Source organism: Streptomyces sp. So13.3, assembly GCF_005860785.2.
Taxonomy (GTDB): Bacteria; Actinomycetota; Actinomycetes; order Streptomycetales; family Streptomycetaceae; genus Actinacidiphila; species Actinacidiphila fildesensis.
The window spans coordinates 6,504,170-6,517,565 of the sequence record NZ_CP048835.1 but is presented as its reverse complement, the minus strand read 5'-3'; the positions used below and the strand labels follow the sequence as shown (position 1 = coordinate 6,517,565).

Annotated in this window: 13 protein-coding genes; 3 read left to right on the top strand and 10 right to left on the bottom strand. The window is 71.6% G+C overall.

Annotated features, from left to right (window positions below):
• The first annotated feature begins 17 nt into the window (after window positions 1-17).
• On the top strand, window positions 18-716 hold the full coding sequence (locus tag C8250_RS29295; RefSeq protein WP_138357126.1) for a response regulator transcription factor: 699 nt from the start codon (window positions 18-20) through the stop codon (window positions 714-716).
• The gene (locus tag C8250_RS29290; RefSeq protein ID WP_138357127.1) at window positions 713-2,161 is read left to right on the top strand and encodes a HAMP domain-containing sensor histidine kinase; all 1,449 of its coding nucleotides are present in this window, start codon (window positions 713-715) and stop codon (window positions 2,159-2,161) included. The genes C8250_RS29295 and C8250_RS29290 overlap by 4 nt, the downstream gene beginning before the upstream one ends.
• On the opposite strand, the gene C8250_RS29285 is transcribed toward C8250_RS29290, so the two are convergent.
• The 9 genes from C8250_RS29285 to murJ form a co-directional block, all read right to left on the bottom strand.
• Window positions 2,158-2,322: a DUF397 domain-containing protein gene (locus C8250_RS29285; protein WP_138357128.1), complete on the bottom strand. Its 165-nt coding sequence runs from the start codon at window positions 2,320-2,322 to the stop codon at window positions 2,158-2,160. The genes C8250_RS29290 and C8250_RS29285 overlap by 4 nt on opposite strands.
• Window positions 2,323-2,430: 108 nt before the next feature.
• On the bottom strand, window positions 2,431-3,015 hold the full coding sequence (locus tag C8250_RS29280; protein ID WP_138357129.1) for a Uma2 family endonuclease: 585 nt from the start codon (window positions 3,013-3,015) through the stop codon (window positions 2,431-2,433).
• Window positions 3,016-3,134: 119 nt separating this feature from the next.
• Window positions 3,135-4,835, bottom strand: a complete 1,701-nt coding sequence (locus tag C8250_RS29275) for a methylmalonyl-CoA mutase family protein (protein ID WP_138357130.1) — start codon at window positions 4,833-4,835, stop codon at window positions 3,135-3,137.
• A 149-nt stretch (window positions 4,836-4,984) separates the two neighbouring features.
• Entirely contained in the window at window positions 4,985-5,323 is a 339-nt protein-coding gene (locus C8250_RS29270; RefSeq protein ID WP_138357131.1) for a DUF3817 domain-containing protein, read from the bottom strand.
• Window positions 5,324-5,385: 62 nt separating this feature from the next.
• Window positions 5,386-5,898: a MarR family transcriptional regulator gene (locus C8250_RS29265; RefSeq protein ID WP_138357132.1), complete on the bottom strand. Its 513-nt coding sequence runs from the start codon at window positions 5,896-5,898 to the stop codon at window positions 5,386-5,388.
• Between the two features lie 146 nt (window positions 5,899-6,044).
• Window positions 6,045-7,298, bottom strand: coding sequence for an Ig-like domain-containing protein (locus C8250_RS29260; RefSeq protein WP_244809436.1), 1,254 nt, complete (start codon window positions 7,296-7,298; stop codon window positions 6,045-6,047).
• A gap of 14 nt (window positions 7,299-7,312) precedes the next feature.
• Window positions 7,313-8,245 carry a hypothetical protein gene (locus tag C8250_RS29255; RefSeq protein WP_138357134.1) on the bottom strand — a complete coding sequence of 311 codons (933 nt, stop codon included), beginning with the start codon at window positions 8,243-8,245 and terminating at the stop codon, window positions 7,313-7,315.
• Complete coding sequence (locus tag C8250_RS29250; RefSeq protein WP_138357135.1) at window positions 8,238-8,747, bottom strand: SigE family RNA polymerase sigma factor; 510 nt, start codon at window positions 8,745-8,747, stop codon at window positions 8,238-8,240. The genes C8250_RS29255 and C8250_RS29250 overlap by 8 nt, the downstream gene beginning before the upstream one ends.
• Window positions 8,748-8,848: 101 nt before the next feature.
• Window positions 8,849-10,504, bottom strand: a complete 1,656-nt coding sequence (gene murJ / locus C8250_RS29245; RefSeq protein ID WP_138357155.1) for a murein biosynthesis integral membrane protein MurJ — start codon at window positions 10,502-10,504, stop codon at window positions 8,849-8,851.
• 301 nt (window positions 10,505-10,805) lie between these two features.
• Here murJ and C8250_RS29240 point away from each other — a divergent pair, with 301 nt between their 5' ends.
• Window positions 10,806-11,990, top strand: a complete 1,185-nt coding sequence (locus C8250_RS29240; protein WP_138357136.1) for a peptidoglycan bridge formation glycyltransferase FemA/FemB family protein — start codon at window positions 10,806-10,808, stop codon at window positions 11,988-11,990.
• 83 nt (window positions 11,991-12,073) lie between these two features.
• Here the strand turns inward: C8250_RS29240 and C8250_RS29235 are convergent, their stop codons facing one another.
• The gene (locus tag C8250_RS29235; protein ID WP_138357137.1) at window positions 12,074-13,372 is read right to left on the bottom strand and encodes an MFS transporter; all 1,299 of its coding nucleotides are present in this window, start codon (window positions 13,370-13,372) and stop codon (window positions 12,074-12,076) included.
• Window positions 13,373-13,396: the final 24 nt, after the last annotated feature.

Sequence of the window (13,396 nt, the reverse complement as noted above, 5' to 3'; positions counted from 1 at the left end):
TTGGGACCCTTGGGCCCATGGACACTGCACCACCGCCCGCCCGCATCCTCGTCGTGGACGACGAACCCGAGGTACGCGCCGCCGTCGAGGACGGCCTCACCGTCGAGGGCTACGCGGTGCGCGGGGCCGCCGACGGGCTCGCCGCGCTGTCGGAGGTGGCGGCCTGGCAGCCGGACGCGATCGTGCTGGACGTGATGATGCCGGTGCTCGACGGGCTGGCGGTCTGCCGGCGGCTGCGCGGGCTGGGCGACCGTACGCCCGTGCTCGTCCTCACGGCGCTCGACTCGGTGAGCGAGCGGGTCGACGGCCTGGACGCGGGCGCCGACGACTATCTCGTCAAGCCGTTCGCACTGGACGAACTGCTGGCCCGGCTAAGGGCGTTGCTGCGCCGGGCCGCGTCGGGGGGCGGCGAGGAACCGGAACTTTCGTACGCGGATCTGGTCGTCCAGCCGGTCACCCGCACCGGCAGCAGAGGCGGCCGCCCGCTGGAGTTCAGCCGTACCGAGTTCGCGCTGCTGGAGCTGCTGATGCGGCATCCGGGCCAGGCGCTGCCGCGCGAGGTGATCCTGGAGCGGGTCTGGGGCCATGACTTCGGCCCGGACTCCAACTCGCTGGCCGTCTACATCGGTTATCTGCGGCGGAAGCTGGAGGCGGGCGGCGAGCCGCGGCTGGTGCAGACCGTGCACGGCGTCGGCTACCGGCTGGACCTCGGGTGACGGGGACCCGCGGGATGGCGCGCTGGCGCCGGCACCGGCCACTGCGCACCCGGCTGGCGGTCGCGGCGTCCGCCGCCGTCGCCCTGGTCGCGGTCGGGGTCTGCGCGGCGGCCTTCTTCGTCATCCGCTACGAACTCGTCCACCAACTGGATCTGCATCTCACCCAGTCGGCGACGCTGGTCAAGCAGCAGCACCGCGGCGAGAGCCCGCAGGTGGTGGCCGGGGAGTGCGTGTTCCTGTCGGCGCCCGCCTGCTCGCAGATCGTCCCGGCGGACCCGGCGGCCGACCCGCGGGAGCCGTATCCGCTGCCGGTCTCCGCGCCGGTGCGGGAGGTCGCGGCCGGCGACCGTCCGGCGTACTTCAGCAACATCACGCTGTCCGGGCATCCGGCGCGGATGTTCACCAGCGGCTTCGGCGGCGGCCGGGCGCTGCAGGTGGCGGTGCGGTCCGACACCGTCGAGCAGGGCGTCCGGCAGGCCGCCTGGCTGCTCGCGGGCGTCGGCGGCACGGGGGTGCTGCTCGCCGCCCTCCTCGGCTACTGGGTCTCCCGGACGGGACTGGCGCCGGTCGCCCGGCTGACGGCCACGGCGGAGCGGATCGCCGCCACCCGGGACGCCCGGCACCGGATCGAGATCCCGGCCGGTCCCGAACACCGCCAGGACGAGGTCACCCGGCTCGCCACCGCCTTCAACACCATGCTCGGCGAGCTGGAGCAGTCCGTCATGGCGCAGCGCCGGCTGGTGGCCGACGCCTCGCACGAGCTGCGCACACCGCTCACAGCGCTGCGCACCAACGCCGACCTGCTGGCGCGCGCCGACCGGCTCACCGACGCCCAGCGGGACCGCGCCTCCGGCGCTCTGCAGCGGCAGTTGCGCGAGGTCACCCAGCTCGTCAACGACCTGATCGAGCTGGCGCGGGACGAGGAACCGCTGCCGCTGGTCGAGGACGTGGGCCTCGCCGACCTGGCGGGCCATGCCGTACGGGCCGCCCGCGGCCACTGGCCCGACGTCCCCTTCACCCTCGCCACGGACCCGGCCGCCGCGCAGGCGCACGTCCCCGGCGTCCCGGCCCGGCTCAGCCGGCTGCTGACCAACCTCGTGGACAACGCGGCCAAGTTCAGCCCGCCGGGAGCCCCGGTCGAGGTCGCCCTCACCCGGACCGGCTCCGGGTCCCGTCCCGGGGAGGGGGAGGTGGTGGAGCTGACCGTCCGCGACCACGGGCCGGGGATCGCCCCGCAGGACGCCCCTTACGTCTTCGACCGCTTCTACCGCGCGGACTCCGCCCGCGCACTGCCCGGTTCGGGCCTCGGCCTCGCCATGGCCCGGCAGATCGCCCACGCCCATGGCGCCACCATCACGGCGGAACCCGCACCGGGCGGCGGCGCCCTGTTCCGGGTGAGCTTCCAGGATCCGCCGCGACAGGACCGGGCTGAGGGCAAGCTCTAAGCCGTGTCCGGCTCCTCAGCGAACGCGTCGAACTCCCCCGCCTTGACGCCCTTCACGAACGCCTCCCACTTGGCGGGACTGGTGACGGCCACGATCTCCGGCTCGTCGGTCTCGCGGATGTAGATCATCCCGTCGTCTCCAACGGTCGCTTCGAGGGACATGTGCTGCCTTCCGGTCGTGCTCCATGGACGCGGCCATCGTGATCCAGATCCCCCGCCGGAAGCAACGCCCCCCGCTCCGCCCGCGAGCCGCCCCGGCACGCAGGTGCCTTACCGGCTGCCGGCGCCCGGCGCTCCGTACAACGGGAAGCCCTCCGTATCGACGTGCCATTCGCCCACCTGCACCGTCTCACCGAACAGGAACTCGACGCGGGCCGCATACCGCTGACCCTCCGGCGTGGAGCGCGGCTGGGACAGGACAAGACCGGTGCCCTTGCGGGGATCCACAAGCAGGTAGTAGGGGATACCCATCACCGCGTAGTCGCGGGTCTTGCCCTCGTAGTCGTTCTCCGGGTTCGACCTCGATACGACTTCCACGACTGCCGTCACATCCGCGGGGTCAACGGTGTCGCCGTCCTCATCAAGGACATCCATGGGAAGGATCGTGATGTCCGGACGGCGCAGAGCTGCTGCCCCGCGCGGGTCCTCGATCTCGGCACCGGACTGCGCGATCACTCGCGGGGTCGTGCCCCTGAGCTGGTCGTTGAGCTGGTCAGCGATCTGGAACGAGATGAATTCATGCCGCTTCGCCGGGCTCGTTATCATGATGATCTCTCCGCCGCTGATCTCAACGGCCCAGGCTTCCGGCCTGGTGGACAACTCATCGGCGATAAGACGCATGCGGGCGTACTCCACGGCGGTCCCTCCAGCGGTGTTCTTCGAACCGCTTCCAGCCTATTCGCTGTGGTCGCGGAACACGCGCTCGTGGGCTCCGCTCCCCCCGTCCGGGGTGAAGCGGAGCCCCCGATCTCGGCTCAGAAGCGGGCCGGTTCTGTGTACGTGCCCCACTCCTCGCGCAGGACACCGCAGATCTCGCCGAGGGTGGCCTCGGCGCGGGCTGCCGCCAGCATCGGGACGATCATGTTCGAGCCGTCCCGGGCCGCGGCGAGCATGGCGGCGAGGGCCTCCTGGACGGCACTGTCGTCACGGGCCGCCTTGCGGGCGGCCAGCACGCGCACCTGCTCGCGCTCGACCTCGTGGCTGACCCGCAGGATCTCCAGGTCACCGGTGACCGAGCCGTGGTGGCAGTTGACGCCGACGACGCGCTTCTCGCCCTTCTCCAGGGCGCGCTGGTACTGGAAGGCCGACTCGGCGGTCTCGCCGGTGAAGTAGCCGTCCTCGATACCGCGCAGGATGCCGCTGGTGATGGGGCCGACAGAGTGCTTGCCGCTGGGGACCGCCTTCGCGCCGAGCGCCCTGATCTTGTCGAAGATCTTCTCGGCGTCGGCCTCGATCCGGTCGGTGAGGGCCTCGACGTACCAGGAGCCGCCCAGCGGGTCGGCGACGTTCGCGACGCCGGTCTCCTCCATCAGGACCTGCTGGGTGCGCAGCGCGATCTCCGCGGCCTGCTCGCTCGGCAGCGCGAGGGTCTCGTCGAGGGCGTTGGTGTGCAGCGAGTTGGTGCCGCCCAGGACGGCGGCCAGCGCCTCCACGGCGGTGCGCACGACGTTGTTGTAGGGCTGCTGGGCGGTGAGCGAGACACCCGCGGTCTGGGTGTGGAACCGCAGCCACTGCGCCTTGTCGGTCTTGGCGCCGTACTCGTCGCGCATCCAGCGCGCCCAGATGCGGCGGGCGGCGCGGAACTTGGCGATCTCCTCGAAGAAGTCGAGGTGCGCGTCGAAGAAGAACGACAGCCCGGGGGCGAACGCGTCGACGTCCATTCCGCGCGACAGCCCCAGCTCGACGTAGCCGAAGCCGTCGGCGAGGGTGTACGCGAGCTCCTGCGCGGCCGTGGAGCCGGCCTCGCGGATGTGGTAGCCGGAGACGGAGAGCGGCTTGTACGCGGGGATGCCCGTCGCGCAGTGCTCCATGAGGTCGCCGATGAGGCGCAGATGGGGCTCGGGAGCGAAGAGCCACTCCTTCTGCGCGATGTACTCCTTGAAGATGTCGGTCTGCAGCGTGCCGTTGAGCAGGGCCGGATCGACGCCCTGCCGCTCGGCGGCGACCAGGTACATGCAGAAGACCGGAACGGCCGGGCCGGAGATCGTCATCGAGGTGGTGACGTCGCCGAGCGGGATGCCCGCGAAGAGCACCTCCATGTCGGCGGCCGAGTCGATGGCGACACCGCAGTGGCCGACCTCGCCCAGCGCCATGCTGTCGTCGGAGTCGCGGCCCATCAGGGTCGGCATGTCGAAGGCGACGGAGAGACCGCCGCCGCCGGCCTCCAGGATCATCTTGTAGCGCTCGTTCGTCTGCTCGGCGTTGCCGAAGCCGGCGAACTGCCGGATCGTCCACGTACGGCCCCGGTAGCCGGTCGGGTGCAGACCGCGGGTGAACGGGTACTCGCCGGGCCATCCGATCCGCTCGAAGCCGTCCACGGTGTCACCGGGGGCGGGCCCGTACACGGGCTCGACCGGATCCCCGGAGAGCGTGGTGAAGTCCGCGTCCCGCTTACGAGCCGCGTCGTACCGGGCCTGCCAGCGCTGGCGGCCCTCTTCGATGCCTTCGGCGTCCATACCCTCGAATTTACTAGGACGTCCTAGTAAATGTCGATGGCAAACCGCCCACCCCTTGCGGGGAAGGGCGGTGCGATGCGTCACGTGCCATGTGTCACACCCCGTACGTCACGTCCAAACGTCACGTCCAAGGTGTCACACGACGGGCGTCAGACCTGGGCCGGCTCGCCGTTCGCGGCGACGACCAGCGGGGCCACCTCGCGCGTCACGTTGCGCTCGACGAAGAAGGCGGCGGTCGGGATCGTGCCCGCCAGCAGCACCCAGGCCAGCTTGCCCAGCGGCCACTTCGCCTTGGAGCCCAGGTCGAAGGCGAACACCACGTAGACCACGTAGAGCCAGCCATGGGCGATCCCGACGGCGGTGACGAAGCCGGCCGCGCCGTTCATGTCGAGGAGGTACTTCGCGATCACGCCCAGGGTGAGGAGGACCAGCAGGACGCCGGTCACATAGGCCATCACGCGGTAGCGGGTCAGCGTCCCTTGTTTCATGGCATTGAGCGTAACCGGTGCGATTCCGGCGCCCTCACGCCCCTCCTCGAACGCCGGACGCTTCAGCGCCCGTCCTCGAAGTCGCCCGCGGCTATCCGCAGCGGGCGCAACGACGCGAAGATCTCACCGCACTCCTCGGCGTCGTAGACGCCCAGGCCGAAGTCCATCGCCATCAGGTCCCGGGTGGCCGCGTCGACCACCTCACGGCCCTTGTCGGTGATGGAGGCGAGGGTGCCGCGTCCATCGTTCGGGTTGGGGCGCTTGGCGACCAGGCCGGAGCCGACGAGGCGGTCCACGGTGTTGGTGACCGACGTGGGGTGCACCATCAGCCGCTCGCCGATCTTCGACATCGGCAGTTCGCCGGCCTTGCTGAAGGTGAGCAGCACCAGCGCCTCGTAGCGGGCGAAGGTCAGCCCGTACGGCTTGACGACGGCGTCCACCTGGCCCAGCAGGATCTGCTGGGCGCGCATGATCGAGGTGATGGCGCCCATCGACGGAACGCGTCCCCAGCGCTGGGTCCACAGCTCGTCGGCGCGGGCGATGGGGTCGAAGGGCAGGCTCAGGGGCTTCGGCACGCCGATGAGCCTACCGGTCGGTCACATAGTGGGAGAGGCTGTCTCGTCCATCGGAACCGGAGACACCCGGGCCCGTTCGGGAACGGGTGCGAGCGCAGGCTCGGCGACCGGTTCCGGAACGGGCCCGGGACGGATTCAAGGACGGGTCAGGACAGGGCGCTCAGCTTCGCCCACGCCTCGGCGGTGAGGTTCCAGTCGCCGTAGCCGTTGCCCTTGTCGACGGTGGCGCGGGTCGATCCGGCGACCTCGACGACATCACCGCGGACGGCCTTGTCGAAGAACCACTTGGCGTCCGCGTCCGACATCCCGACGCAGCCGTGGCTGGTGTTCGCCTTGCCCATGTTGGCGTCGTTCCACGGAGCGGCGTGGACGAAGGTGCCCGAGGTGGTCAGGTGCACCGCCATCTTGACGTCCTTGTCGTAGAAGTCCGCGGCGTCCTTGTTGGTGGCGATGCCGACCGACGTCGACGTCATGTGGATCGTGGACTGCTTGCTGAGCACGACCATGCGGCCGTTCCAGGTCGGGAAGTCGCTCTTGCCCGCCGAGATGTTGATGACCTTGACGGTCTTTCCGTCCTCGGTGACCGTCATCTTCTTGGCGCCGATGTCGACCTTGGAGACCCGGGCGGTGCCGATGGTGAAGGTGGAGGTGACATCGCGGCGCAGGTAGCGGCCGCCGCCGGTGTCGAGGCCGCTGAGCTTGGCCGTCATCGTGACCTTGGTGCCCTTGGCCCAGTACGCGGCCGGCCGCCAGTCGGCGCGCTGGGTGCCGGTCAGCGGGTCGGTGATCCAGCCCCAGCTGCCCTGCACGGCGGGCGTCGTCGTCACGGACAGCTGCTTCTCGACGGCCGCGCGGTTGGTGACCGGCTTGTCGAAGGCGATGGAGACCGGCTGGCCGACGCCGACCACCGCGTTGCCCACCGGGGTGACGGTGACGCCGTTGGTCTTGGCCGCGGCCAGCGTGGTGAAGGTGCTGGTCTGCTCCTTCTGCGCGCCGGACTTGTCGGCCGCGGTGACCTTCACCGTGTAGGCGGTGCCGGGGGTCATCGTGCGGTCGGACAGCCAGCTGTGCTTGGTGGCGTCCAGCTTGCCGGTGACCTCCACGGCCTCGACGCCGTCGTTGCTCTTGGCCGCGGCGGTGACGGTCACCGCGCCGATGGTGCCCTCGGTCAGCGACACCTTCACCGGGCTGCCGGGGTCGACCCCGGTCTTGCCGTTGGCGGGCGACACGGTGACCGGCACGGCCGCCGGGGCGCCGGCGCCGCCCTTGTCGCTGCCGCCCTTGGCGTTGTCATCACCACCGCTGCCGCCACAGGCGGTCAGCGCGACGGCCAGCAGGGCCGGCACGGCCAGGGCACGTATACGGGAAAAGGGAATGCGGGACGTTCGTATGGGTGTCACGGGAAATGTCCTCATCAGCAGCGGTCGGAAGAAGTCGGGGGGACGTAGTCCGGCGGGAACTTCGGATCGGGCGGCGGGACCGACGGGACGCCGCCCTCGGTCGCCGGGCCGGTGCCGCCGGCCGAGCCCCCGATCGAGCCCCCGGAGCCCCCGGCGAATGCGGACGGCGGAGAAGTACTGGGGGTGGGGGTGGCCGGGACGGAGGGGGGAACGAGCTTCTCGAGGGACCGCGCCATGCACTGCACCGGCGTCCCGTCGAAGTACGGCGGATTCGGGCGCGCGCTCGCCGGCATGACCACCTGGAGCACCGACACGTACCGGCCCCGGTCCGCCAGCCAGACCTGGCTCACCTGGCTGCCCAGCTTCGTTGTCGCATAGACGCGGAACACGGTCTCCATGGTCCCCTCCTCCTTCCCAGTGTAGGCAGCAACTAGTCCGCATTTGCCCAATTCATCACGTATGCGGTTCAGTTCGGCAGCAGCCTTGGCCCCGTCACCAAGGTCATGGATCGCGTACCGCGCGCTGCTGTTCGCGTTCCCCTGATAGAAACGGACACTCGCCGAGGCCGGATCGTACAGCGACGTTCCGCAGTGCATGAGCGGGATCTTCGCCGAGACGTCCCCCGCGACGGTGCGCCAGTGCCAGTAGGAGTCCCAGGGCAGCGCGGTCGGCCGGAGCAGCGCGCCGGTCAGCGGCTCGGTCGGCAGCGGGTCCGGCGAGGGGGAACCACTGACCGCCGGGGGCTGCGCGCCGCTCTCCAGCCGGGGCAGGACCGCCCAGGAGCCGACGGCCAGCGCGGCCGCGGCCACCACGGCCACCGCGCCGACCCGGCGCCGGGCACGGCGGCGCTCCCCACGCCTGCGGACGTCCGCGGGGCCGGCGAGGAGGATCAGCGGCTCGGTGTCGCGAGCCAGGTCCCGGAGACGGTCGTCGAGCGGGTCAGCCATGGAGGGGCACCTCCTCTTCCTCGGTCAGCCGGTCGCCCAGCGCCCTGCGTGCGCGGCTGAGCCGGGTTCGTACCGCCGCGTTGGACACTCCGGTCTCCCGGGCGACCTCCTCGACCGGCAGGTCCATCAAATGGTGCAGCACGACGGCCGTGCGCTGCTCCTCGCCGAGCTCACGCAAAGCGGCGATCAGAGCCACCCGGTCGGGTGCCAGCGCGGGCGCGTCCGCCGGCACCCCGTACCTGAAGTGTGCCCGTACCCGGTTGCGTGTCTTGCGCCACGTGCTCACCGCCAGCCGCAGAGCCACCGTCCGCACCCACGGCGTCGGGTCCCCCTCGGCCGTGAGCTTCGCCCACCGCTGCCACGCACGGGCATACGCCTCCTGCACGGCGTCCTCGGCCTCGCCGAGATCGCCGGTCACCGCGTACACCGCGGCGACCAGGCGTTTCGCGGTGACGGCGTAGAACTCGTCGAAGTCGTCCTGCGGCGTCGCGCCCGGGCTCACACCCACCCCGGAGGCGCGTGTGTCGTACGGATGTTCAATGTCCCTCCCGCTACCTACACGCACGGCGGGCCCGAAAGGTGACAACGAAATCAGGAAAACTTTCAGCGGCCGGGCAGCCGCCGCAGGACCGGGGCGGCCAGCGACTGCACCTCGGTCAGCCGCAACGGGCCCGCCAGGACCAGAACGGAGCAGCCGAGGGCGGCGCCGCCGAGCAGCAGCCCGGCGCAGTCCCCGGCGAAGCCGGTGCCGAGCAGCCGCCCGCTGCTCTGCGCGATCCCGTACGCGGCGGCCGCGCCCGGCAGGCACGCGACGGCCAGCCGGACGTGCATGCCCAGGACCGCGGGCCGCCAGTTCAGCCGCCGGCGCAGCACCCAGGTGGTGCACGCCAGCCCGGCGCAGCAGGCGATGGCGTAACCGCCCGCCATGCCGGCCACGGCCCAGCGGGCCGGCAGCAGCGTGTACGAGGCGACGGCGAGCCCGGCGTTGACGGCGGCGATGACGACGTTGAGGAAGAAGGGCGTACGGGTGTCGCCGAGCGCGTAGAAGCCGCGGGCCAGCAGGTACTGGCCGGCGAAGGCCGGCAGGCCGAGGGCGAACGCCATCAGGATCCAGGCGATGGCCTGGGCGTCCGCGTCGGTGGTGCGGCCGTGCTGGAAGACGACCCCGGTGATCTGCGGGCCGAGCGCCAGGAAGGCCAGCACCGCCGGCACGATCGCGGCGGCCGAGCCGCGCAGCCCGTACGACAGGTCGGCGCCGATCCGCGCGTGGTCGCCCTCGGTGGCGGCCCGGCTCATCCGCGGCAGCAGGGCGGTGACGAGGGAGACGGTGATGATCCCCTGGGGCACGACCCACAGCAGGTAGGCGTTGCTGTAGGCGGCGAAGCCGACACCCACGGGACTGCCGCCGGCCAGCGCGTGGGCACCGGCCGAGGTGGCGAGCCGGGTGACGACCCAGTAGGCGATCTGGTTGACGAAGACCAGCAGCAGCGTCCACCCGGCGGCCCGCATGGGCTGCATGAGCCCGGAGCCGCGCCAGTCGAAACGGGGCCGCCAGCGGAATCCGGCGCCGCGCAGGGCCGGGATCAGCGCCAGGGCCTGCACGGCGATGCCCGCGGTGGAGCCGAGCCCCAGGAGCAGCGCGTTGGCGTCGCTCATGGTGCCGGCGGCGGTCGTGTCGTGCGCGACCGCGAGGTACAGGCCGAACACCGCGATGACGACGACGTTGTTCAGGACCGGCGACCACATCATGGCGCCGAACCGGTCGCGGGCGGTGAGGATCTGGCCGAGCAGGGTGAACACGCCGTAGAAGAGGATCTGCGGCAGGCAGTACCGGGCGAGCGCGATCGTCAGGTCGCGCTGGGCACTGGTGAAGTCCGGCCCGTACGCGCTGACCAGCCAGGGGGCGGCGAGCGCGGCGCCGGCCGTGATCACCAGCAGCGCGGCCAGGCAGACGGTGAGCAGCCGGTCGGTGTAGGCGGCGCCGCCGTCGGCGTGCTCCTTGGCGGCACGCACCAGCTGAGGGACGAACACCGAGTTCAGCGCCCCGCCGATGAGCATGATGTACAGGATGTTCGGGACGGTGTTCGCGACGCTGAACGCGTCACCGAGCAGGGTGGTGCCGAGCGCGGCGGTGATGATGCCGCTGCGCACGAACCCGGTGGCGCGCGAGGCGAGCGAGCCCAGGGCCATGACGCTGCCGCTGCGTTTCAGCGAGGCCGCGGTGTCGGTCGTGGTGGAGGAGGCGGCGGCCGGCTCCATGGGAGCGGGAGGGGCTGCGGCTTCCGGCGGGCAGGGGCCGCCGAAGGGGGCGCTGCGCACCGCGTCCTGACCGCCGGGATCGCCGGTCCCCGCGTCACTGCCCACTGCTGATGTCACCCGTTGTGCTCCCCGGCCGGTCGCGGCCGTCGGCCGCGCAGACGCCGAAGTCTGCCCGTCCCGGGGCCGCTTGGGAAACCGGTGCGCGCTGTCGCGAACATCTCTGTCACATAGCGGTCCTGTGGGGCGTGAGAGAGGTGAGCGGGCCACCAGGCCCACCGCACCGCGGAGGACGACCTTGACGATGACCACCCACCAGGACGCCGCCCGCAACGCCCTCCCCGGCCCGGCGCCACGACTGCGACTGCGTCCCGTCCCGGAGGACGAACACCTGGCGTTCGTGCGGCGGCGCGGCCCGCGCTCGGTCAGTTTCCTGCAGAGCCCCTCCTGGGCCCGGGTCAAACCGGGCTGGTCGGCCGAGAGTCTGGGCTGGTTCGACGACACCGGGGCGATGGTCGGCTCGGCACTGGTGCTGTACCGGCAGCTGCCCGGCACCCGGAGATCGTTCGCGTACCTCCCGGAGGGCCCGGTGCTGGACTGGTCCGACCCGAACCTGGACCGCCTGCTGGAGCCGCTTCTGGACCATCTGCGCGGCACCGGCGCCTTCGCCGTACGGATGGGGCCGCCGCTGCCGTACCGGCGGTGGTCGGCGCGCACCCTCAAGGAGGCGGTGGCGCCCGGCCGCCGGATGGGCGACGTCCTGCCGGACCTGGTGGACCCGCTGGGCGCCGCGGTCGCCGACCGGCTGCGCGAGGCGGGCTGGCGGCGCGGCGGCGAGGACGGCGCCAACGGGGACGCCCAGCCCCGGCTGATCTTCGAGATACCGCTGGCCGGCCGCGGCCTCGACGACCTGTGGACCGGGCTGAACCAGGAATGGCGGCGGAACGTCAAGAAGGCAGCCAAAGCGGGGGTGGAGACCGCCGTCGGGGGCCTGGAGGAGATGGCGGCCTTCCATGAGCTGCTGGGCGTCACGGAGCGGCGCGACGGCTTCCGGCTGGGGCGCGACCTGGCCTACTACCGGCGCCAGTACGAGGTGCTGAACGCGGAACGGCCGGGCGCCATGCGGCTCTACACCGCCCGCCACGGCGGCGAGATCCTCGCCGCGCACACCCTGCTCGTCTCACCGGACGGGTCCCGCGTCTGGTACCAGACGGGCGCCTCCGCCGATCACCGCCGCGAGGTGCGGCCGAGCAACGCGCTGCAGTGGCGGATGCTCTGCGACGCGCACGTGCTGGGCGCGTCCGTGTACGACATGCGGGGCGTACCGGACAGCCTGGACCCGGACGCGCGCTCGTTCGGACTGTTGCGCTGGAAGCTCGGTACCGGCGGCGAGGCGGTGGAGACGCTCGGCGAGTGGGAGCTGCCGCTCCAGGGCGCGGTCAACAAGACCCTGCACCGGGCGATGAACGCGTACCTGGCGCGGCGCTGAACCGTACGGCGCCGGCCGGCCGGAACCGGCCGGTGCCCGGGAGGTGTTACGCGCGTCGACCAGCGGCAAAGGAATCTCCTGCCTCAGACCGCCTCCACCACACCGCGGCCGGTCGCCGCCACGGAGCGCAGCACCAGCAGCGTGCTCACCAGACCGAGACTCCCGGCGCCGGCGATCACGGCGTACGGCGGGGCGACCTCGGCGATCGCGCCGCCGATCGTCATGCCGAGGCCCTGGAGCGTCATCATGCCCGCGCCCAGCAACGACATCGCCTGGCCGCGCATCTCCTCCGGCACCGCCTCGACGAACCACTTGTCCATCCCGAGCGCGTAGGCGGAACACAGCCCCACCACCAGCATGATGCCGATGGCCACCGGCAGCGGCGGGTGGAAGGCGAACAGCACCATCGGCACCAGGGCCAGGCCGGCGAGCGGCATCGCGATCCAGGTGCGCGCGGCCGGTGACAGCAGCGTGCCGGCCGCCAGCTCGCTGATCACCGTTCCGGCCGGCATCGCCGCCAGCAGCAGACCGACCCCGGCGGAACCGGCGCCGGCCGCGGCGGCGAACGGTGTCGCCAGCCCCTCGGCCACCGCGAAGAACATCGGCGGCACCCACCACCACAGCAGCAGCGCCCGGATCCTGCGGTGGCTCAGCAACTCGCGGGCGCCGAGCAGCGACTGCCGCATCATCGAGCCGCTGCCGGTGACCCGCGCCGGCCGGTCCAGGGTGCCGAAGCGCAGCAGCGCGGCCGAGCAGAGGAAGGTCCCCACGGCCACGGTGAGCGCGGCGCGCGGCGACAGCACCACCAGCACCAGGCCGCCGATCCCGAACCCGATGATCTGCGCGCTCTGCGAGACGATCCTCAGCAGCGAACGGCCCAGGACGTACACATCGCCCTCCAGGATGTCCGCGAGGCTCGCGGCCCGCGTCCCCTGGAAGAGCGGCGTGATCATCGCAAGGACCGCCCGCAGCAGGAACAGCAGCGCCAGCGGCGTGAACGGCAGCGCGAGGACGCCGACGCAGGCCGCGCAGAGCAGGTCGCACGTCACGAGCACCCGGCGGGCAGGGTACCGGTCGGAGACCCCCGAGAGCAGCACCCCGCTGAGCGCGTACGGCAGCATGCCGAGCGCGAAGATCAGAGACGTCAGCAACGGGGACCCGGTGCGTTGGAACACCAGTACCGCCAGTGCGACCTCGGCGAAGAAGCTGCCGAACATGGACAGTACGTGGGCGGCGAAGATCGGCCGGAACTCACGGACCGCGAACACCGTGCGATATCCGACGGGCTGCGGCTCGACGGGATCGGCCGTCGTCCCCGCTGTCCCGTCGCACGTCGGCTCGTCACTTTTCTGAAGTCCCGAGTCTGAGTTTTCCGTTGTCATGGACGCAGCCTGGCGGACATCGGG

Excerpts from the sequence above, each read along its gene's own strand:
- C8250_RS29295 (WP_138357126.1), top strand. The coding sequence starts at position 18 with ATGGACACTGCACCACCGCCCGCCCGCATCCTCGTCGTGGACGACGAA.
- C8250_RS29285 (WP_138357128.1), bottom strand. The coding sequence starts at position 2,322 with ATGTCCCTCGAAGCGACCGTTGGAGACGACGGGATGATCTACATCCGC.
- C8250_RS29275 (WP_138357130.1), bottom strand. The coding sequence starts at position 4,835 with ATGGACGCCGAAGGCATCGAAGAGGGCCGCCAGCGCTGGCAGGCCCGG.
- C8250_RS29270 (WP_138357131.1), bottom strand. The coding sequence starts at position 5,323 with ATGAAACAAGGGACGCTGACCCGCTACCGCGTGATGGCCTATGTGACC.
- C8250_RS29255 (WP_138357134.1), bottom strand. The coding sequence starts at position 8,245 with ATGGCTGACCCGCTCGACGACCGTCTCCGGGACCTGGCTCGCGACACC.
- murJ (WP_138357155.1), bottom strand. The coding sequence starts at position 10,504 with ATGGAGCCGGCCGCCGCCTCCTCCACCACGACCGACACCGCGGCCTCG.
- C8250_RS29240 (WP_138357136.1), top strand. The coding sequence starts at position 10,806 with ATGACCACCCACCAGGACGCCGCCCGCAACGCCCTCCCCGGCCCGGCG.
- C8250_RS29235 (WP_138357137.1), bottom strand. The coding sequence starts at position 13,372 with ATGACAACGGAAAACTCAGACTCGGGACTTCAGAAAAGTGACGAGCCG.